This is a genomic window from Haloarcula rubra, from assembly GCF_019599465.1.
Lineage (GTDB): Archaea > Halobacteriota > Halobacteria > Halobacteriales > Haloarculaceae > Haloarcula > Haloarcula rubra.
This window is the reverse complement of record NZ_RKLR01000001.1, coordinates 738465-756820: the sequence shown is the minus strand read 5'-3', so window position 1 is coordinate 756820 and position 18356 is coordinate 738465. Positions and strand designations below refer to the sequence as shown.

Here is an 18356-nt window from a genome sequence, read left to right as displayed (position 1 = left end):
AGGGAAAACCATTATGAACGATTGGTAACAATGGCGATGTATCCATGTCGAAACAGCGACGCAGTAGACGCGCGTTCCTCGGGAGCGTCGGCGCGACAGTTGCCCTCGGCCTCGCAGGGTGTAGCGGGGACGGCGGCGACGGCGGCGGGAGCGACGGGAGCGGTGGCACCGACGGCGAGAGCGGTGGCGGGGACGGCGGCACGACGACCACCACGTCCGGCGGCGGGATGGCCGACTCGATGACCATCTTCCACGCCGGGTCGCTCGCCCCGCCGTTCGGCGAGGCGGAACCCCAGTTCGAGGAGGAGTTCGGCGTCGACGTGAACCGCGAGGCGAAGGGGTCGGTCGCCTCGACGCAGAAGATAACCCAGCAGGGCCGGCGGGCCGACGTGCTGGGCGTCTCGGACTTCCGGCTCATCCGCAACCGCATCCTGCCGGACTACGGGAACTGGTACGCCATCTTCACCACCAACTCCATGTCGATACAGTACCGCGAGGACTCGCCGGGCGCCGGCGACATCTCCAAGGACAACTGGTGGGAGGTGCTGACACGCGACGACGTCACCATCGGCCACTCGGACCCAGCGGTCGACCCCGGCGGGTACCGTGCGGTGATGACCCAGCAACTCGGGAAAGAGTCCTTCGACGGCGAGCGACTGTACGACGAGTCGACCTATCAGGCGCTCCGGGACAACTCGGTGGTGCCGACGGGGACCGAGACGAATCTGGAGGGCCAACTGGAGAGCGGCGAACTGGACTACGTGATGTACTACCAGTCCATCTCCAGCACGTCGGGCAAGCCGTTCATCGACCTCCAACCGGAGGTCGACCTCTCGCAGGCATCCAGCGACTACGCCCAGCACTACGCGAAGGCCGAGGTCGAGACGGGGAGCGGGACGTTCACTGGCGCGCCCATCGCCTACGGTATCACCGTCCCGGGCGTCGCGGAGGCGCCCGGGCGCGGTGCCCAGTGGGTCGAGTACTTCGCGACCGACCCCGGCCGGACCGTCCTCGAAGACATGGGTCTCGTGCCGGTCGACCCTATCGTCGTCCCAGAGAGCGGAGAGGACGCAGTCCCCGACCGCGTGATGGAGGTCGCCAGCGCCCAGAGCGCACTCGGCCCACTGGAGCTATAGTGTCCGTCACGCCGACGGGACCGGCCAGCAGTCACCCATCCACGACATATGGCGACAGGAACTGACACCGACACGCTGTTCGGACGCGAGGCGGTCAGCCGCCGGTCTCTCGTCGCGACGTTCATCGCCGTGCAGGTGGCCGCGTTCGCCGCCGCGTACTCCTACGGCCGGCCGACGTGGTACGCGTACTTCATGGTCGGGAGCGTCGCCGTCACGGCCTACGTCCTCGACGGGTCCCCGTTCACCGTGGCGACGGCCACCGTCGGCAGTCTCCTCGTGGTCGCGCTGGGCCTCCCGCTGTTCATGTTCGTCGCCCGGCAGTCCCCCTCGCTGGTCGCCGAGAAGGCGCTCGACCCGGGCGTCCACCGAGTGCTGTATCTGGGCGTCTACGGACCGCTGCTGGCGGCACTGGTGAGCCTCCTGCTGGGCGTGCCGCTGGCGCACCTGCTCGCCGAGGGGTTCCCCGGCCAGCAGTTCGTCGAGAGTCTGGTCGACCTCCCGCTGGTCGTCCCCCACTCCGTCGCGGGCATCATCATCCTCTTCGGCTTCGGGCAGGGCGGGGCCTTCCCACAGATTTCGGTCCTCGGGTCGATGGTCGGGATGGTGCTGGCGATGACGTTCGTCGCCGCGCCCTACGCCGTCAACACCACCAGAGAGTCGTTCGAGACCATCGACGACAGACTGTCGTACGCCTCGCGCGTCCACGGCGCGAACCAGTGGGAGACGTTCCGCCGGGTCACCGCACCGCTCGCGGTCCGGGGCATGATTACCGGCGGCGTCCTCGCGTGGGCGCGGGCCGTCTCGGAGTTCGGCGCCGTCGCCGTCGTCGCCTACTCCGTGCAGTTCTTCTACGCCCCCGCCGGCGAGCGAGTGACCGCCCAGCACGCGCCGGTGTTCGTCTACAACACTTACCTGCAGGGCGGCCTCGGCGAGAGCGGCGCCGTCGCCTTCCTCCTGCTGGGCGTCTCGGCGCTCATCTTCCTCGTCGTGCGCTATCTGACCGACGACGACAGCGTCACCGGGGGGATGCCCTGATGGACCTGCGAGCGGACGTGAGCGCCACGTTCACCGCCGACGGGGCCGACGCCTTCACCGTCCACGCCGGCGTCGACGTCGACGCGGGCGAGACCCTCGTGATTCTCGGTCCCAGCGGCAGCGGGAAGACCCTCCTGCTGGAGACCATCGCGGGCTTTCACGACCACGACGGGTTCGTCGAGTCCGACGGCCGGCGACTCGACACCGTCCCACCGGAAGACCGTGACTTCGGGTTCGTCTTCCAGGACTACGCGCTGTTCCCGCACCTCTCGGTCACCGAGAACGTCGAGTACGGCACGAAGTACCACGACGAGACGCGGGACGCCGAGACGCTGCTCGCGGAACTCGGCGTCGACCACCTCGCCGACCGCTACCCGCCGACGCTCTCGGGCGGCGAGAAACAGCGCGTGGCGCTGGCCCGAGCGCTCGCCGTTCGACCGTCGGTCATGCTACTCGACGAACCGCTCGCGGCGCTCGACGTGCCGACTCGCCAGTCTCTCCGTGACGATTTGGCCGACGTGCTCGCGGACGTGACCGCCGTCTACGTCACGCACAACCGGACGACCGCCCGCGCCATCGCCGACCGTATCGCCGTGATGCGGGACGGGCAGGTGGTTCAGACCGGGACGCCCGAGACGGTGTTCGAGCGGCCGTCCTCGCCGGTCGTCGCCGAGTTCACCGGCGCGAACGCGGTCCCGCTGTCGGCCGTCCCCTCGCTCCGCGACGCCGTCGACGGGGCCACCGACGAGTACGTCGCGTTCCGGCCGGAGGCCGTCCGACTCGACGGGGCGAGCGGCGACTTCGAGGCGACCGTCGAACGCGTCGTCCGCGAGGACGCCACCAACCGCGTCGTCCTGTCGCTGGACGGGCGGACCGTCGACGCCTTCGCCGACGACCCGCCGGCCGTCGGGGCCGACGTCTGGGTGTCCGTCGACCCCGGCCGCGTCCACCCCTGTTCGCCGGGGACTACCGAGGAGTAACGCGTAGACACGACCGTTCAAACCGGTTGAAACGGGACGTTAGTTGCAACTAAACGTGAAACTAGCACGAATCGTTAAGTGAACTCGCTCCCCTGTTGTACACAGACATTCATGACTGACCTCGGCGGCTTTCAGGACCACGTAGCAAGAATCGACCTCGGCGAGGGAGATATCGCCTACGAAGGTATCGACGAGGAGGACGCGAAGAAGTACATCGGCGCGCGCGGCCTCGGCGTGAAGTACGTCTTCGACCAGGGGCCGGACGTCGACCCACTCGGCCCGGACAACCTGCTGGCGTTCATGAACGGCCCGCTAACGGGGACCCAGACCACGATGAGCGGTCGTATCGCCATCTGTACGAAGTCACCCATCCAGGGGCAGGTGACCGACTCCCACCACGGTGGCTGGTCCGGCGCGCGCCTGAAGTGGGCCGGGTTCGACGGCCTCCTGTTCGAGGGACAGGCCGACCACCCCGTCTACGCCGTCGTCGAGGACGGGGAAGTCGAACTGCGTGACGCCTCGCACATGTGGGGCTGGGGCATCCACGACACGTTGGAGGAGATAGAGGACGAGGTGGAGGGCGCCTACGGCAAGAACCTCTCGGCGATGGCCATCGGGCCCGCCGGCGAGAACGAGGTGAAGTACGCCTGCATCGTCAACGAGGACGACCGGGCGTCGGGCCGGGGCGGCACCGGCGCGGTGATGGGCAACAAGAACCTGAAAGCCGTCGTCGTCAAGTCACCGACGCGGATGCCGAAACCGAAGGACAAGGAGACGTTCCAGGAGGGCCACAAACAGGCGATGCAGGTCATCCAGGAGTCCGACATCACGGGGCCGAACGAGGGCGGCCTCTCGCTGTACGGCACCAACGTCCTGATGAACCTCACCGAGGAGATAGACGGCCTGCCGACGAAGAACGCGAAGTACTCCTCGACCCGGTCGATGTCCGAGTCGGAGGGCGACGGCGAGCGCATCATCGACTCCGAGGAGATATCCGGCGAGAACGTCCGCGAGAACATCCTCGTCGACGAACCCACCTGTCACTCCTGTCCGGTCGCCTGCAAGAAGGAAGTCGAGGTGCAGGCGATGCACAAGGGCGAGGAGATGAACGTCCGCACGGAGTCCTACGAGTACGAGTCCGCGTGGGCGCTGGGCCCGAACTCCGGCCACGTCGAACGCGACAAGGTGGCCCTGATGCTCGAGCGGTGTAACGACGTCGGCGTCGACACCATCGACGTGGGTAACACCATGGCGATGACCATGGAGATGACCGAACAGGGCAAACTCGACGACCTCGGCGACGGCCTCGACTGGGGCGACGCCGACACGATGATCGACATGATCGACGCCATCGCCCACCGCGACGGCGAACTCGCGGACCACCTCGCCGAGGGCCCGAGCCACCTCGCCGAGGAGTTCGACGCTGCCGAGAACTCGCTGGCCGTGAAGGGCCAGACGATGGCGGCATACGACCCCCGCTGTATGAAGGGGATGGCCATCGGCTACGCCACCTCGAACCGCGGGGCCTGCCACCTGCGCGGCTACACCCCGGCCGCCGAGATTCTCGGCGTCCCGGAGAAGGTCGACCCGCGCGAGTGGGAGGGGAAGGGCGAACTGTGTGCCACCTTCCAGGACCTCCACGCCATCAGCGACTCCTTCGACATCTGCAAGTTCAACGCCTTCGCGGAGGGCATCGAGGAGTACGTCCTCCAGTACAACGGCATGACCGGACTGGACGTCAGCGAGGAGGACCTGATGGAGGCCGGCGAGCGCATCTACAACCTCGAGCGCTACTACAACAACCTCGTGGGCTTCGACGGGAGCGACGACGACCTGCCGGGACGTTTCGTCGAGGGCGACGAGAACGCCATCCCCGCACAGGGTGGTTCGGAGGGTGAACTCGCCGAACTGGACAAACTCAAAGACGAGTACTACGAGGTCCGGGACTGGGAGGACGGCGTCGTCCCAGACGAGAAACTGGACGAACTGGGTATCGACATCGGACCGGGTACCGGCGTCAGTTCCGGCGGCGCGGCGGCACCGAGCGACGACTAGCGAGGGAGCGACCGGCGGGGACTTCCTCGAACCGACGCGGTGAACGGAGTGGACCGCAGAGGTGGTGAGTACTGATGCACAAAGACGAGTTCGACGACTTCGAGTTTCAGGTGGAGTCCCGATTGACGAGCCACGGCGTCTACGTACAGGCGTTCGAAGAGCGCGAGGACGAGAACACCTACGCGGTCACCTACGAGTCCATCGCGGCCGAGCAGGGGTCGGTCCCCCACTCGGAGATCGGCCGGGTCATCAACGTCCTGCGTGACCTCCACGCCGACGACTGGTCGGGGGCGGACGTGGAGGCCACCGTCCACGACCTGGAGGGTGAGGTCCGCGGCTACTGGTACGTCGACGCGGAGTGGTTCGACCGCCTCCACAACGGCGACCTCTCGCAGACCGACTTCTCCGAGAAGGTGCTGGACACGCTCAGCGTGTAGCGTCGACGGCCACGACTTCGCGGAGTTCGAGCGTGGACTCGAACTCCCCCTCCCGGTCGAGTCGCCGGCCGTCCCGCTCGAACTGCGCTTCGTGGGCGCGCCGCACCGCTTCCCACTCCCGTCGGCCGTACCCGAGTTCTTCGCCGACCGACGCCCAGTACCCCGTCTCGACGCAGAAGTAGTCGGCGTCTCTGGCCCCCTCGATACGCTCGTAGCGCCGCTCGTACTCCGTGCGATGGTCCGCGACGTATCGCTGGGCTCCCTCCAGTAAGCCGGGGAGACGGTCCAGCGGGACGCTCGCGTGGGTCCCCGCGAGGAGGACGAGTTGCGCCTCGATGGGGTGGTCGCTCATCGCTACCCGCCGGCCCGCATCGCCTTCTGGGCGAACTGCTCTATCAGCGGGTCCAGCGTCTCCTCGTCGCCCTCGAAGACGACGGTAATCTCGGTCAGTTCGATGGTCGGCCCGATACCGACCTTCTCGGCCGACAGCTCGGCCCTCCAGTCGTCGGCGACGACGGTGGTCTCGTCGCGTTCCTCGCCGCCGAGTCCCTCCAGATAGTGGCGGGCCAGTCGCATCGAGATACCCCGGAAGCTCCGTTCTCGTCGCATTGGGCGTCGTTAGGCACCTCCACGGCAAAACTTCGTGGGGCGTGTGTGCGCGGTCATCCGGATCGGATGCCGTCGTCGACGATGCGGGCGTTCCGCTCGCGGCTGATGCGGTCTGCGAGGTCGGCGTGGTCGTATATCTGCTGGATGACCGAGGCCGTGAGGTCGCGCCACACCATCGCGTAGATGGGCGACTGGCCCCACGCCCGCAACTCGATGACGTACTCGTCGTAGGCCTCCCACCGGTCCTCGAAGTACTCGATGAGGTCGACGACGGCGCTCGCGGGGTCCTCGCTGTCGAGCGCCGCGTTGATGTCGCCTTCCCACCCGGCGACGGCCCGCTGGATGTCCTGTTTGGCGTCCTCGCCGTCGGCTGGCAAGGAGTCGACGATACCCGCCGGAATCCCCAGTTCGATGTCTTCCATACCGGTGTCTCGTGCCGGTCGGCATTAAATTCGGTCCCACCCGAACGTGTTCGCCCGCACCGTTTTGGTGTCGCTCACGCTAGACGAACCCATGAGCGGGACGACCCACGAGACGGCCCAGCGAGCACAGACGACCGTCGAGGTCCGGTGTACGGGTCACGTCAGAGACGCCGTCGGCGAACCACACATGAGGTTTACCTTCGAGGGCACCACGCTTCGGGCATTCCTCGAAGCGTTCTGTGACCGCTACGACGTGGCCGACCTCCTCATCGCCGAGACGGAGTCCGACGCCGCGACCGAGGGGTGGGCACCGGAACTGGAGTCACTGCCCGGGACGTGGAAGAAGAACCCCGAGGGCGACCAGACGCGGTGTTACGCCCGCGTGACCGTCGACGGTCAGTTCAACGAACATCTCGACGGACTGGACACCGAACTCGACGGCGAGGACCGAATCGGCCTCCTCTACCCGTTCATCTTCTGCTGTTAGCCGCCGGCGACGGGCGGGAAGACGCTGAGTTCGTCGCCGTCCTCGACGGTCGTCTCGAGGCCGTCCAGATGCTCGATGTCCTGCCCGTTCCGCAGGATGGTCAGGTACTGCCGGAGCGTCCCCTCCGACTCGAAGAGGTCCATCTCGGGGTACTCATCGCTCAGTTCCCGGAGGACGTCGCCCGCCCGAGCGCCGTCGTCGAACTCCCGGTGGAGTATCTTCTGCCCGACGGTCGCGCGGAAGTTCGCGAAGAAGCGCAACTCGATTTCCATGTTCGGGTGCTAGGGATACGGGCGTATAAATGTAGAGCGGCGACGCGGTCGGTCGACGTTACGACGGGACGACCGTGATGGTCTTCCCGCGGTCGATGGCTCGCTCCAGTTCTTCGGCGATGCCCGACCCGCGCGAGACCTGAATCTCGCCGCCGCGGGAGACGGTGGCGGTGAAGAGGTACTCGCCGTCGGCCTGCACCTCGACGGTGTCGCCGGCGTGGCCGTCGAGGGGCACCATCACGTGTCGGGAGGTGACCTCCGGTTGGACGATTTCGCCCTGCTGGCCGCCGCTGTCGGTCTGGGGGCCGCCGGAGGGGCCCGTGGGCTTCTCCTCTAAGGTCCGCACGTCGATGTCGATGCCCAGTCGGTTCTCCACGTCGGTGATGCGGCCGCCGCCCTTGCCGATGACCTGCGGGATGTCGTCGTCTTCGACCCAGACGACGGCGTTGTTCGGCCCGCGCAGTTCGACGTCCACGTGGCCCCGCGCGATGGAGCGAATCTCACGTTCGACCTCCTGTTTCGCGAGGCGGTCGACGCCCGAGTCCTGTCCGTCGTCGTCCTCGTTCAGCGGGACGGTGACGACCTGCCGGTTGAACGTGTATATCTCGTACTCGGGCTGGCCGGTCTCGAAGTCCCGGACGACGATGACCGGGCGCGCGAGGTCCTCTTCCATCAGGCCCTGCGGGACCTTCACCTCGGTCGTCACGTCGTAGACGGTGTGGACCTCGCCCGCCTCGATGTAGACGACGGTGTCGACTATCTGCGGGATGAGGCCGAGTTCGACGCGACCGATGAGCCGCTGGAGGGCGTCGACGGCCCGCGTCGCGTGGACGACGCCGACCATCCCGACGCCGGCCAGTCGCATGTCGGCGAACACCTCGAAGTCGTCGGTCTTCCGGACCTCGTCGTAGATGGTGTAGTCCGGGCGGACCATGAGCAGGGAGTCGGCCGTCTTCTCCATAGACCCGCCCAGTGCGGTGTACTGGGTGATGTTCGGGCCGACCTGCAGGTCCCGCGGTTTCTCCATCGTCTTGACGGAGTAGTCGGCGTCGACGAGGAACTCGCCGACCGCCTGTGCGAAGGTGGACTTCCCGGCGCCGGGCGACCCCGAGATGAGGACGCCGCGCTGGTGTTCGGTGAAGCGGTCGCGGAGTTCGTCGGCGTGTTCGTAGTCGTCGAGGTCCGTCTTGACGATGGGCCGGACCGCGGTAATCTCCATCGCGTCCGAGAACGGCGGGCGCGCGATGGCGATGCGCAGGTCGCGGAACTGGACGATGCTCATGCCGGGTTCGTCGAGTTCGAGGAACCCCTCGGGGGAGGCCCGGGCGGCGTCCTCGATGTCGTCGGCGTACTCGCGCAACTCCGCCTCGGTGGCGAGGTCGTCGCGGATGGGCTGGTAGTGCATGTCGCCGATAGAGCCCTTCTTCGCGAACGGCTGGACGCCGACCTTGAGGTGGACGCTCATCGTCCCCTCGTCGAAGAAGTTCTCTATCTGGAGGCGGTCGACGCTACGGCCGCGTGGTTCGATGAACTCGACGTCCAGCCCTTTGGCGCTGGCCACCTCGGCCTGCACGTCGTCGCTCGTCACCAGCGTCGCCTCGCGGTTCTGTGCCACGTCGCGGATGAGCGCGTCTATCTCGCCCTCGCCCGCGTCGCGCTTCTCGACGGCGTCGGGCCGCCGGCCGACGTACTCCACGTCGATGGTCCCCTCTTCGGCGAGGTCGACCAGTCGCTGGAGCTCCTCTAGCCCCTCCCAGCCGGTGTCCCGGCCGTCGTTGGCCTGTGCTTCGAGTTCGCCGACGACGGCCTCGGGGACGACGACCGTCGCGCCGGCAAAGCCCATGCCGTCCACGTCACCGTCGGGCGCGGCGTCGGCTGCTATCTGGTCGGACACGCGGCCGTCGATGACCACGCTCGTGTCCGGTACGATTTCCATATGCGGGATAGGAGGCTGTCGAGTGATAAGGGTCCTGATGCCCGCGCTAGCGAGTGGCGTGCTAGCCGTGAGTGGCGTCGCCTATCTCCTGAATCGTTCGGGCCACGCTGTGAACAGGCAGAAAGCCCCCGACCGCTCGGCTACTGTGACTCGCTGCGCGCTCACTCCGTTCGCGTGCTTGCGTCGTGGTTCGAGAGAGCAAAGCTCTCTCGTCATCACGAAAGGCGCTTTGCGCCTTTCGAACGATCTCGAACGCCGAGCGGTCAGCCCCTTTCAGTCCCACCCGTGTCGGTCGGTTACTCGGCTACAGTACGGCGTCTTCCGGGTCTGTAACCGACCGACTCCATCGACGCCGACGGCTACCGTCGCTGGCGGGTCGGAACGGGAATAGGTGGGCCGCCGCGGCGTGGGCAAGAGAGCGGGCCGCGGCGGACCCGTAGGAAAACCGCACTCGCTCAGTCGTCAGCGGGCGTCTCGGTCGTCTCGGTCGGCCCGAGCGGTTCCTCGGGCTTGATTGGGTCGCCGGACTCCAGTCCCTTCTCTGCGAGGGCCATGCTTCCCATCACCTCGATGATGAGGCGGTTGGCGAACCCGCTGGTGATACCGCCGTTGTACGAGGAGGTGTCGCTCACGTCGTACTGCGGCGCGACTTCGACCACGTCGAACCCGAAGTCGTCGGGGTCCAGCGCCTTGACGACTTCCCGGACCATGTAGATGGCCTCGCGGGGGATGAGGCCGCCGGGTTCGGGTTCGCCGGTGCCCGGACAGTAGGCCGGCTCCATCACGTCGACGTCGAAGGAGACCCAGACGGCGTCGGTCCCGTCGGTCGCTCGCTCGACGGCGTCTTCGACGATTTTGTCGAGGTCCATCCCGCCGACTTCCATCGCGGTGTACCACTTCATGCCGGCGTCGCGCATGTCCTCGTACGTGTCGGGGCCGGGCCAGAACCCGCGGGGGCCGATGAGCGTGTAGTTCTCGCCGGCCATGATGCCCTCGTCGTAGACGCGCTTGACCCACGCGCCGTGGTCGTACTTGAACCCGGTGAGGCCGTCCTCGCCGGTGTCGGCGTGGCAGTCGAAGTGGATGAGGCCGATGTCCTCGTAGCCGTTGGCCTCGGCCCAGCCCTTGATGTCCGGGTAGGAGATGGAGTGGTCGCCCCCGATGACGATGGGCGTCGCCTGCTCGCTTATCTCGTAGACGGCGTCCTCGATGTTCAACTGGCTCTGGCGGGTGTCCCCCGGCGACACGGCGGCGTCGCCGGTGTCGGCCACGCTGAACGTGTCGAACGGGTCCACGCCCGTCTCGATGTTGAAGTGCTCGTACGGTGGGGAGGGCACCGTCGAGGCGGCCCGCACGGCGCGGGGCCCGTAGCGGGTCCCCGGGCGGATGGTCGTCGCCGTGTCCAGCGGTGCGCCGAGGATGCCGACGTCGACGTCCTCCTCGTCGAGTTCGTCCCGGTCGGCCTCGGGGAGTTTGAGGAACGTCGGGATGCCGCTGAAGATGGGTTCGTTCGCCTCTTTGTGCTTGTCGCCGTAGATGTCTTCGCCGTTGCGTTCTTCGGACATGGTGATCGTAGTGTTTCGGCCGCGTTTTCGGCACACTTCGGCCGATGATTGCGACACTACTGGATGGACGTATCGTACTGAAAAGCGTTCCTTCGGATGTGTAATACCCCCTCCGGTGACCATGTGTAGGCATGTACGGTTCGAGCCTCCTCTAGGTGTTCTAGGACTGCGCGGGGCGAGTGGTCGGGCGGCGGCACCGCTGACCGGTCGAGCGGCGGAGAGACGAGGGCGTGTCACTCGCTCGTGACGAGGTCCGGGTCCTCGCGGAACGCGAGGTGGGTCGCGACCGAGAGACTGTCGCGGGCGTGTCTCGCACTCCGTTCGAGGAGCGTGACCGCTCGCTGGAGGACGAGCAGTGGTTCCGGACGCTCGACGGCGAGGTGGTCGTTCGCCGCGTCGACGCACTCGTCGACCCGGTCGAACGCCTCGCGGGCCGTCTCGGTCTCGCCGTAGTCCGGCGTCGTGACGGCCGCTCTGGTCGCGCTTGCGGCGTCGTCCAGCGCTTCAGCGAGGTCTGTCACCACCTCGGCCGTCGTCGCGTCCGGCACCGTGCCGTCGCCCTCGGCAGCGAGCGTCGCTATCTCGACGGCCACGTCGGCCATCAGGACGACGTCCTGTGCGACCGAGCGGTAGCCGATGAGGGGGAACCCGGTCTCCAGCCCGACCGCCTGATTGAGTCGCGGATTCCGGTAAGTGGCGAAGACCAGTCGCAGGAACAGGTAGAACAGCTTCTCGACCTGCCCCTTTCGGGCGCTGACTTGCTCGGCGGCCTCGGGGTCCCCGTCCAGTAGCGCGGTCACGGCGTCGCTCCGTATCGCCGCCTCGGTTCGGCTGAGTCGGCCGAGTAACGTCGGCAGGTCGAAGTCACCGGGCGCGACCGAACAGCGGACGGTGACGGCCGTCTCGGCCTGTTCGACGATGCCCAGCCCCATCAGCCGCCGTTCGGCCGCGAGCACGGCGTTGCGGTGTTCGAGGCCGAGCGGCGTCGTCGCCTCGACACGGATGAGCTGGCGGCCGAGGACGTACTGGGTGACGATAGCCCGTTCGAGCGCGTCGCCGGTCAGCGCGTCCGCGTCGATGGTCGCTTCCACGTCCTCGATGGAGGGCTCTTCGGGGACCAACAGCAACGAGCCACCGTTCTCGTCGCGCTGGACGATTATCTCGTCGCCTTTCTCGATGTCGTGGTGCCGGGCCCACTCTGCGGGGACGGTCACAGCCAACGTCGAGGAGCCGAGTTGCTGGACCTTCCGCTTCATCCGGACGGCGTCGGGAGTCACAGCCCGGTACACCCGCCGAGAACGTGAGCTTCGAGCTCGTTCACTTCCATCTGTATACACTGTCGAAACTGCAACTTATTCCGATTTATGGTAGGCACAATACGTGACAATCTTCGAAATCTGCGGACGAACGTTCGCTACCCCATCGTGACGACGACGGCGAGGGTCACGCCGAGGAGGACGACCACGAGGCCGAGGCCGAACAGGAAGAACCGGTCGGCTGGTGAGTGGTCAGTCATCCTCTTCGCCGCCGGCGACGATGGCCCGCTGTTGCTGTCCCGTGACGGTGTGGGTCGGGTAGTCGTCCTTCGTCAGGAACGCGACGGTGAGGAAGACGGTCAGGCCGACCAGCGGCGCGATGAACGTCACCAGTCCGTCCCACCCGGCCGGCACGAGGCTGTTCTCGAAGTACAGCAGGTTGTTCGGGATGGCGTACGTCGTCGGGATGGTGGCGAAGAAGAACAGCCGCGTGAGCGACCCGGAGAGCATCCCCGCCAGTGCGGCGGGTGCCGTCGCCACGTCGGGCTTGTAGATGCCGAACACGAGCGGGACCAGCAGCCCGGCGAAGGCCACGTCGAACGCCAACACCAGCAACATCCCGGTCGCGCTCACCTGGATAGCGAAGAACGCACCGAGAATCGTGATGGGGACGGCCATCACCCGCGTCGCCGCAAGCAGTTTGTCCGACCCTTCGCTGAGGAAACCGGAGCCGTCGGCCTCGACTCCCTCGCCCGGCGAGTCCTTGTCGCGGATGCCCAGCACGTTCCGCGCCAGTGCGGCCGACGTACCGAGGATAGCGCCGTCGCCCGTCGACAGCGATGCGGCGACGATACCGGCCAGTACGAGGACGGCCAGCCACGACGGCACCGCCTCCTGCAGGAGGACGTAGAGGACGGCCTGATTGCCGGCCTCGACGCCGATGGACGAGAGGATGCTGTTGGCCGACAGCGCCACGATGGAGAACGGGATGCCGATGACGAGCGTCCCCGCGGAGCCAGCGAAGCAGGCCTTCTGTGCCGTCTCCGGGCTCTCGGCGGCGAACACACGCTCCATGAAGTCGATGGCGACGATGTCACCCAGCGCCAGCGCGAAGATGGTCGCGAGGTTTATCCACGACCCGGCGGAGTTGTCGAAGGGGTTTATCTGGACGACTGCCGTCGGCCCCATCCCCTCCGGGATGGTGATGCCGTACGTCGTCGCGACGTAGACGATGAGTGCGATAGAGCCCGCGAGCGCGACGAACGCCTGGATGACGTCGGTGTAGGCCACGGCGAACAGGCCACCCGCGATAGTGTAGAGGAACACCACCGCGGAGATGATGAGTACACCCTGTACGAACGTCGTCCCCATGAACGTCTGGAAGAGGAACCCGCCGGCGACGAGGTTCCCGCCCAGCAACAGGGAGAACGACAGCACCATGATGAGCGACGCGATGACTTCGGTCACCCGACCGTACTTCCGCCGGTAGAAGTCGGGGAGCGTCATCAGGTCCATCCGGTTCATCGGTTTCGCGAAGAACAGCCCGGTGAGGAACAGACACCCGGCGAGGCCGATGGGGAGTGCCGCACCGGCCCAGAACCCGAAACTGGCGGTGAGGTCCGTGTTCCCCAGCGTCGCGTTCGCGTCCAGCGACTGGGCCATCAGCGTCGCCGCCGCCAGTGGTAGTACCAACCCCCGACCGGCGACGATGTAGTTGACGCTGTCGCCCTCTATCTTCTTCGCGACGTAGAGGCCGACGCCCATCGTCACCAGAATCATCGCGACCAGTCCGTAGAGGATGACGCTCATCGGCGCTCACCCCCGTTACAGAACGTCCAGTTGTATCGGCGGTCGGTGACCGATTCGGCTATTCCGAGGCAGAACTCGTCGGCGTTCGTACGCATAGTTGGGACAGAAGTTGAGAACCAATCATCACAAAAAGGGCTTACCCTGACATTGTTTACCGTCTGGGGTTGACGACCAACGTACACCCACAGTTCGAACTAGTTAGTGGACGTACGAACGACAAGTAGACGCACTTCCCTCCTTACCGTATCTAGAGAGTATAAGGACGTGACCGTCAGCGTGCGCCACTCAGACGAGTCGCGGGAGGCGCTCGCGACCGACGGCCGCCGTCTCCGCGGCCGTCTCGACGGGGACCTCCTGCCAGTTGAACAGCGCTCGGCGGAACAGCCGATAGCTGTACGGGTCGCCGTGGGGCGCGAACACCACGAGCGCCAGCGAGTCCGGGATGTTGCGTCGGTCGACGCCGGTCAGTCCGGAGGGCGTCGACGCCGAGGTGTGGGAGTGATAGAACACGCGCGGCGACGGGGGGACGGCGTCAGTCTCTGTCGAGACGAACCGTCGCTGTGGCGCTTCGGCCTCGTTGTCGAGTGCGACGTGCGTCGTCGCGTACAGGCGGTCGCCTCGACGCTCACAGCCCAGAAAACCGCCGGCCTCCCGTGGATGGGCCGCCCGCACGTCGTCGGCTACCGCCGCTCGCACCGCTTCCGGAACGACGAGCGCGCTGGGCCGACGGACCGCGTACACAGTGGACGACGGTACGGGAGGAAGATATAGGTACGTTTCGAACGCCAGTGAGGCGGTGCGGCCTCAGACGGCGAGGAAGTCTGCGATGGCCTCTTCGTCGGTCAGTTTCTGTGGCCCGACTTCGTCGACGATTTCGCCGCGCTCCATCGCGTAACAGCGGTCGGCCATCTCGCGGATGACGCCGAGGTTCTGCTCGACGAACAGGATGGTGGTGCCGAGGTCCTCGTTGATGGCCTGCATGTCGTCGCTGATCTGGTCGACGATGGAGGGCTGGATGCCCTCGCTGGGTTCGTCCAGCAGGAGCAGGTCCGGGTTCGACACCAGCGCCCGCGCGATGGCGAGCATCTGCTGCTGGCCGCCCGAGAGCGTGCCGGCCTGCTGGTCGGCGCGTTCTTCGAGGACCGGGAAGTAGCCGTAAATGTCGTCGTACAGCGTCTCCTCGCTGTCGGCGTTGACCGTCTCGCCCATGCGGACGTTCTGTTCGACGGTGAGTTTCGGGAACACGTCGCGACCCTGCGGGATGTAGCCCATCCCGGCGCGGGCGCGTTCGTCGGCGGGGGCGTCGGTCACGTCCGCGCCGGCGTAGCTGATGGTCCCGTCCGACGGTTCGAGCAGGCCGATGATGGTCTTCATCAGCGTCGTCTTGCCGACGCCGTTCTTCCCCATCACGCCGACGATTTCCCCCTCCTCCACCGAGAGGTCCACGTCCCGGAGGATGGGCGTCGAGTCGTAGGCCGCGGTGACGCCGTCGAGTTCCAGCATCACTGCTCACCTCCGAGGTAGATGCGCTGGACCTCGGGGTCGGACTCGATGTCCTCGATGGGGCCCTCGCGGAAGATGTCGCCGTTGTGGAGCACGGTCACCTCGTCGGCGATGGAAGCCACGAAGTCCGTGTCGTGTTCGATGACGACGAAGGCGATGCCGCGTTCCTCGTTGAGTCGGGTGACGCGCTCGGCGATGGCCTCGCGTTCGGCCACGTCCAGTCCCGCGACCGGTTCGTCCAGCAGGAGGAGGTCCGGTTCGAGCGCGGCGGCCATCCCGATTTCGAGTTGCTGTTGCTGGCCGTGCGAGAGTTGGCTCGCGTCGACGTGCTCGTAGCCCGCGAGGCCGGCGGCCTCGATGGCCTCGTCGACCCGCCGACGCCGCTCCTCGCCGTCGGCGAACCGCTGGATGGGGAGGCGGGCGTTCTCGCGCACCGTCAGGTCGCCGTACACCGACGGCACCTGGAACTTCATGCTGATGCCCTTGCGGACCCGCTCGTGAGGGTCGAGGTCGGTGACGTCGTGGCCGTCGTAGTAGATGCTGCCGCCCGAGGCGTCGTAGGTACCGGTGACGAGGTTCAGCAGGGTCGACTTCCCGGCGCCGTTGGGGCCGATGAGACACCGCAACTCGCCCTCGGCGACCGAGAAGTCCACGTCGTCGGTGGCGGTGAACCCGCCGAACTCCTTGCGTAGGTCCTCGGTCTGCAACAGCGTGTCCGTTCGGTCGCCCGTCGCCAGTTCCGCGGCCGTCTGGCGGACGTTCGGACTGCCCGCCGCGCTATTGTTCGTACTCATCAGTCGCTCACCTCGGTCGTCGCCTCCGGTGGCTCCGGCTGGGTGCCGTCGCCGCGCATCTCGACGTAGGTCTCGTGGACCCACGGAACGATACCGCCGGGGAGGCCGAGGATGAACACCAGCAAGAGGGCACCGACGATGACGAACGCCAGTTCGCCGCCCAGCGAGTTCCGCAGGAACTCGATGCCGACGGTGGCCGTCACCGCGCCCAGCAGGGTCTTCCGTCCGCCGACGCTCACCCAGATGACCGGCAGGGAGGCGAACGTCAACTCGAACACGCCGGGGCTCATGTAGTTGCCCCACGCGGCGTACAGCACGCCCGAGAGGCCCGCCAGCGCGCCGCCCAGCGTGAACACGGCGAGTTTCACGCGCTCGACGTCGTAGCCGAACATCCGGGTGCGGTCCTCGTCCTCTCGGACCGCGACCATCACGCGGCCGTAGTCCGAGTTGACGAGCGCCCGCAGGCCGAGGTACGTCGCGACGAGCAGTCCCAACACGAGGTAGTAGAAGGTCGTGCTACTGAACGTAATCGACGCGCCGCCGACGCCGAAGGCGAGGTTCGGGATGGTCGGCATCCCGTTGAACCCGCCCAGCGCCGCCTCGCCGATGGTCCACTCGTCGCCGGCCGTCTGGGCCATGAACGTGTGCAAGACGAGCGTCGAGACCAGCGTGATGATGGTGACGTAGACGTCACGCACGCCCCCGTAGAACATGAAGTAGCCCAGCACGAACGCCATCACGGCGCCGCCGACGACACCGACGAGGAACGCGCCGGTGATGCCCGCTGGCGTGGCGAAGTTCACCGAGACGACGCCGAAGGTGTAGCCGGCGACGCCGAAAAACACCACCTGTCCGAACGAGAGGACGCCCGCGTACCCCCACACGACCGACAGCGAGAGGCCGAGGAAGGCGTACACGAGGAACAGCGAGAACCGCGAGGCCTGATAGGACCCGACGACGAGCGGGTACGCTGCCAGCGCGACGACGGCGACGAGGAACCCTATCCAGAACCCGCGGGAGTTCCCGACAGTGTTGGGGCCCTCGAAGCGACGCCGGAGGCTGGCCAGCGTCGACTGCCCGCCAGCGTCGGCCGGGCCCGCACCGCTCGCTTCGGTGGCCATCTACGCACCCTCCTGTCTGCGTTCCCGGACCGTCTCGACGAAGCCAGTGATGCCGTCCGGCAGGAACCGAATCATCACGATGGCGGTCACGAGCAGTGCGATGCGGCCGAAGAACGTCCCGAAGAGGTTCGTGACGGCCGCGTTGATGGCGCCCAGCAGGCCGCCCGCCAGCGTCGTCCCCAGCACCACGCTGGGGCCGCCGACGACGACGGCGACGAAGGCCTCGACGAGGAACGAACTGCCCAGACCGGGGACCATCGTGATGGTCGGGGCGTACAGCGCGCCCGTCAGGCCGGCGAGGCCGGAACCGATGGCGAACGTCGTCATGTACGTGCGTTCGGTGTCGACGCCGAGTGCGCGGGCGGTGTCTTCGTCCTGAATCGTCGCCCGGGCGCGCATCCCGTACTCGGTCCGCGTGAAGACGTAGTAGGTCAGCGCCAGCACGCCCAGCGCGACGACCGAGAGCAACACGCGGTACGTCGAGTACGAGAACCCGCTGTACGCGATGTTCCCGAGCGGCGTGCCTATCTGGTCCAGCGAGTTGCCGAGCACGATGCGGACCCCCTGCACCATGATGAGCGAGAGGCCCCACGTCGCGACCATCGAGTCGGCGAGTCGGTCGTACAGCGGTTCGATGACCTTGCGGCCGAGGAACCGCTGACTGAGGGCGTTCGGGACGGTGCCCGAGATGACGACCCGTTCGACCACGAGGCCGAAGACGGCCGTCACCGCGACGCCGACCAGCATCGCGACGGGCAGTGGGAGACCCCCACGGATGTTCGCCAGCGTCGTCGCGTAGGCGCCGACCATGATGAACTCGCCGTGAGCGAGGTTGATGACGCCCATGATGCCGAAGATGATGGCCAGGCCCGCAGCCGCCAGTACGATAAAGGCGAAGCTATCGAGGAACTGGAACAGCAGGTTCAGGCCGTTGACCAT

At 66.8% G+C, this 18356-nt stretch carries 19 protein-coding genes; 6 read left to right on the top strand and 13 right to left on the bottom strand.

Features of this window, described 5'->3' with window-relative positions; genetic code table 11:
• Positions 1-44: 44 nt before the first annotated feature.
• From EGH21_RS04035 to EGH21_RS04015, 5 genes are all read left to right on the top strand, one after another.
• Positions 45-1136 carry an extracellular solute-binding protein gene (locus EGH21_RS04035; RefSeq protein WP_220617171.1) on the top strand — a complete coding sequence of 364 codons (1092 nt, stop codon included), beginning with the start codon at positions 45-47 and terminating at the stop codon, positions 1134-1136.
• Between the two features lie 48 nt (positions 1137-1184).
• Entirely contained in the window at positions 1185-2171 is a 987-nt protein-coding gene (locus EGH21_RS04030; RefSeq protein ID WP_220617170.1) for an ABC transporter permease, read from the top strand.
• Positions 2171-3151, top strand: coding sequence for an ABC transporter ATP-binding protein (locus EGH21_RS04025; protein WP_220617169.1), 981 nt, complete (start codon positions 2171-2173; stop codon positions 3149-3151). Before EGH21_RS04030 ends, EGH21_RS04025 begins: the two co-directional genes overlap by 1 nt.
• 111 nt (positions 3152-3262) lie before the next feature.
• Positions 3263-5206, top strand: a complete 1944-nt coding sequence (locus EGH21_RS04020) for an aldehyde ferredoxin oxidoreductase family protein (protein WP_220617168.1) — start codon at positions 3263-3265, stop codon at positions 5204-5206.
• A gap of 74 nt (positions 5207-5280) precedes the next feature.
• The gene (locus EGH21_RS04015; RefSeq protein ID WP_220617167.1) at positions 5281-5643 is read left to right on the top strand and encodes a DUF8159 domain-containing protein; all 363 of its coding nucleotides are present in this window, start codon (positions 5281-5283) and stop codon (positions 5641-5643) included.
• Here the strand turns inward: EGH21_RS04015 and EGH21_RS04010 are convergent.
• The 3 genes from EGH21_RS04010 to EGH21_RS04000 are packed head-to-tail and all read right to left on the bottom strand — an operon-like array spanning position 5633 to position 6674.
• The gene (locus tag EGH21_RS04010) at positions 5633-5995 is read right to left on the bottom strand and encodes a DUF8048 family protein (protein WP_220617166.1); all 363 of its coding nucleotides are present in this window, start codon (positions 5993-5995) and stop codon (positions 5633-5635) included. The genes EGH21_RS04015 and EGH21_RS04010 overlap by 11 nt on opposite strands.
• Before the next feature lie 2 nt (positions 5996-5997).
• The gene (locus tag EGH21_RS04005; protein WP_220617165.1) at positions 5998-6252 is read right to left on the bottom strand and encodes a MoaD-like domain-containing protein; all 255 of its coding nucleotides are present in this window, start codon (positions 6250-6252) and stop codon (positions 5998-6000) included.
• A 53-nt stretch (positions 6253-6305) separates the two neighbouring features.
• Positions 6306-6674: a DUF7971 family protein gene (locus tag EGH21_RS04000; protein WP_220617164.1), complete on the bottom strand. Its 369-nt coding sequence runs from the start codon at positions 6672-6674 to the stop codon at positions 6306-6308.
• A gap of 91 nt (positions 6675-6765) precedes the next feature.
• Here EGH21_RS04000 and EGH21_RS03995 point away from each other — a divergent pair, with 91 nt between their 5' ends.
• Positions 6766-7161, top strand: a complete 396-nt coding sequence (locus EGH21_RS03995; RefSeq protein WP_220617163.1) for a pterin cluster protein — start codon at positions 6766-6768, stop codon at positions 7159-7161.
• Here EGH21_RS03995 and EGH21_RS03990 read toward each other — a convergent pair.
• The 10 genes from EGH21_RS03990 to urtB form a co-directional block, all read right to left on the bottom strand.
• The gene (locus EGH21_RS03990) at positions 7158-7433 is read right to left on the bottom strand and encodes a ubiquitin-like small modifier protein 1 (protein ID WP_220617162.1); all 276 of its coding nucleotides are present in this window, start codon (positions 7431-7433) and stop codon (positions 7158-7160) included. The genes EGH21_RS03995 and EGH21_RS03990 overlap by 4 nt on opposite strands.
• Positions 7434-7491: 58 nt before the next feature.
• On the bottom strand, positions 7492-9369 hold the full coding sequence (locus EGH21_RS03985; RefSeq protein ID WP_220617161.1) for a PINc/VapC family ATPase: 1878 nt from the start codon (positions 9367-9369) through the stop codon (positions 7492-7494).
• Positions 9370-9824: 455 nt separating this feature from the next.
• Positions 9825-10934, bottom strand: coding sequence for an agmatinase family protein (locus EGH21_RS03980; protein ID WP_220617160.1), 1110 nt, complete (start codon positions 10932-10934; stop codon positions 9825-9827).
• 233 nt (positions 10935-11167) lie between these two features.
• Complete coding sequence (locus EGH21_RS03975; protein ID WP_220617313.1) at positions 11168-12190, bottom strand: phosphate signaling complex PhoU family protein; 1023 nt, start codon at positions 12188-12190, stop codon at positions 11168-11170.
• A 252-nt stretch (positions 12191-12442) separates the two neighbouring features.
• Complete coding sequence (locus tag EGH21_RS03970) at positions 12443-13999, bottom strand: high affinity choline transporter 1 (RefSeq protein ID WP_220617159.1); 1557 nt, start codon at positions 13997-13999, stop codon at positions 12443-12445.
• A 285-nt stretch (positions 14000-14284) separates the two neighbouring features.
• Complete coding sequence (locus EGH21_RS03965; RefSeq protein ID WP_328765224.1) at positions 14285-14740, bottom strand: Mov34/MPN/PAD-1 family protein; 456 nt, start codon at positions 14738-14740, stop codon at positions 14285-14287.
• A 63-nt stretch (positions 14741-14803) separates the two neighbouring features.
• Entirely contained in the window at positions 14804-15502 is a 699-nt protein-coding gene (locus EGH21_RS03960; RefSeq protein WP_220617158.1) for an ABC transporter ATP-binding protein, read from the bottom strand.
• The gene (locus EGH21_RS03955; RefSeq protein ID WP_220617157.1) at positions 15502-16296 is read right to left on the bottom strand and encodes an ABC transporter ATP-binding protein; all 795 of its coding nucleotides are present in this window, start codon (positions 16294-16296) and stop codon (positions 15502-15504) included. The genes EGH21_RS03960 and EGH21_RS03955 overlap by 1 nt, the downstream gene beginning before the upstream one ends.
• Positions 16296-17417 (bottom strand): ABC transporter permease subunit, encoded by a 1122-nt coding sequence (locus tag EGH21_RS03950; protein WP_220617156.1) that lies wholly within the window; start codon positions 17415-17417, stop codon positions 16296-16298. The genes EGH21_RS03955 and EGH21_RS03950 overlap by 1 nt, the downstream gene beginning before the upstream one ends.
• The gene (gene urtB, locus EGH21_RS03945; RefSeq protein ID WP_220617155.1) at positions 17418-18356 is read right to left on the bottom strand and encodes an urea ABC transporter, permease protein UrtB; all 939 of its coding nucleotides are present in this window, start codon (positions 18354-18356) and stop codon (positions 17418-17420) included.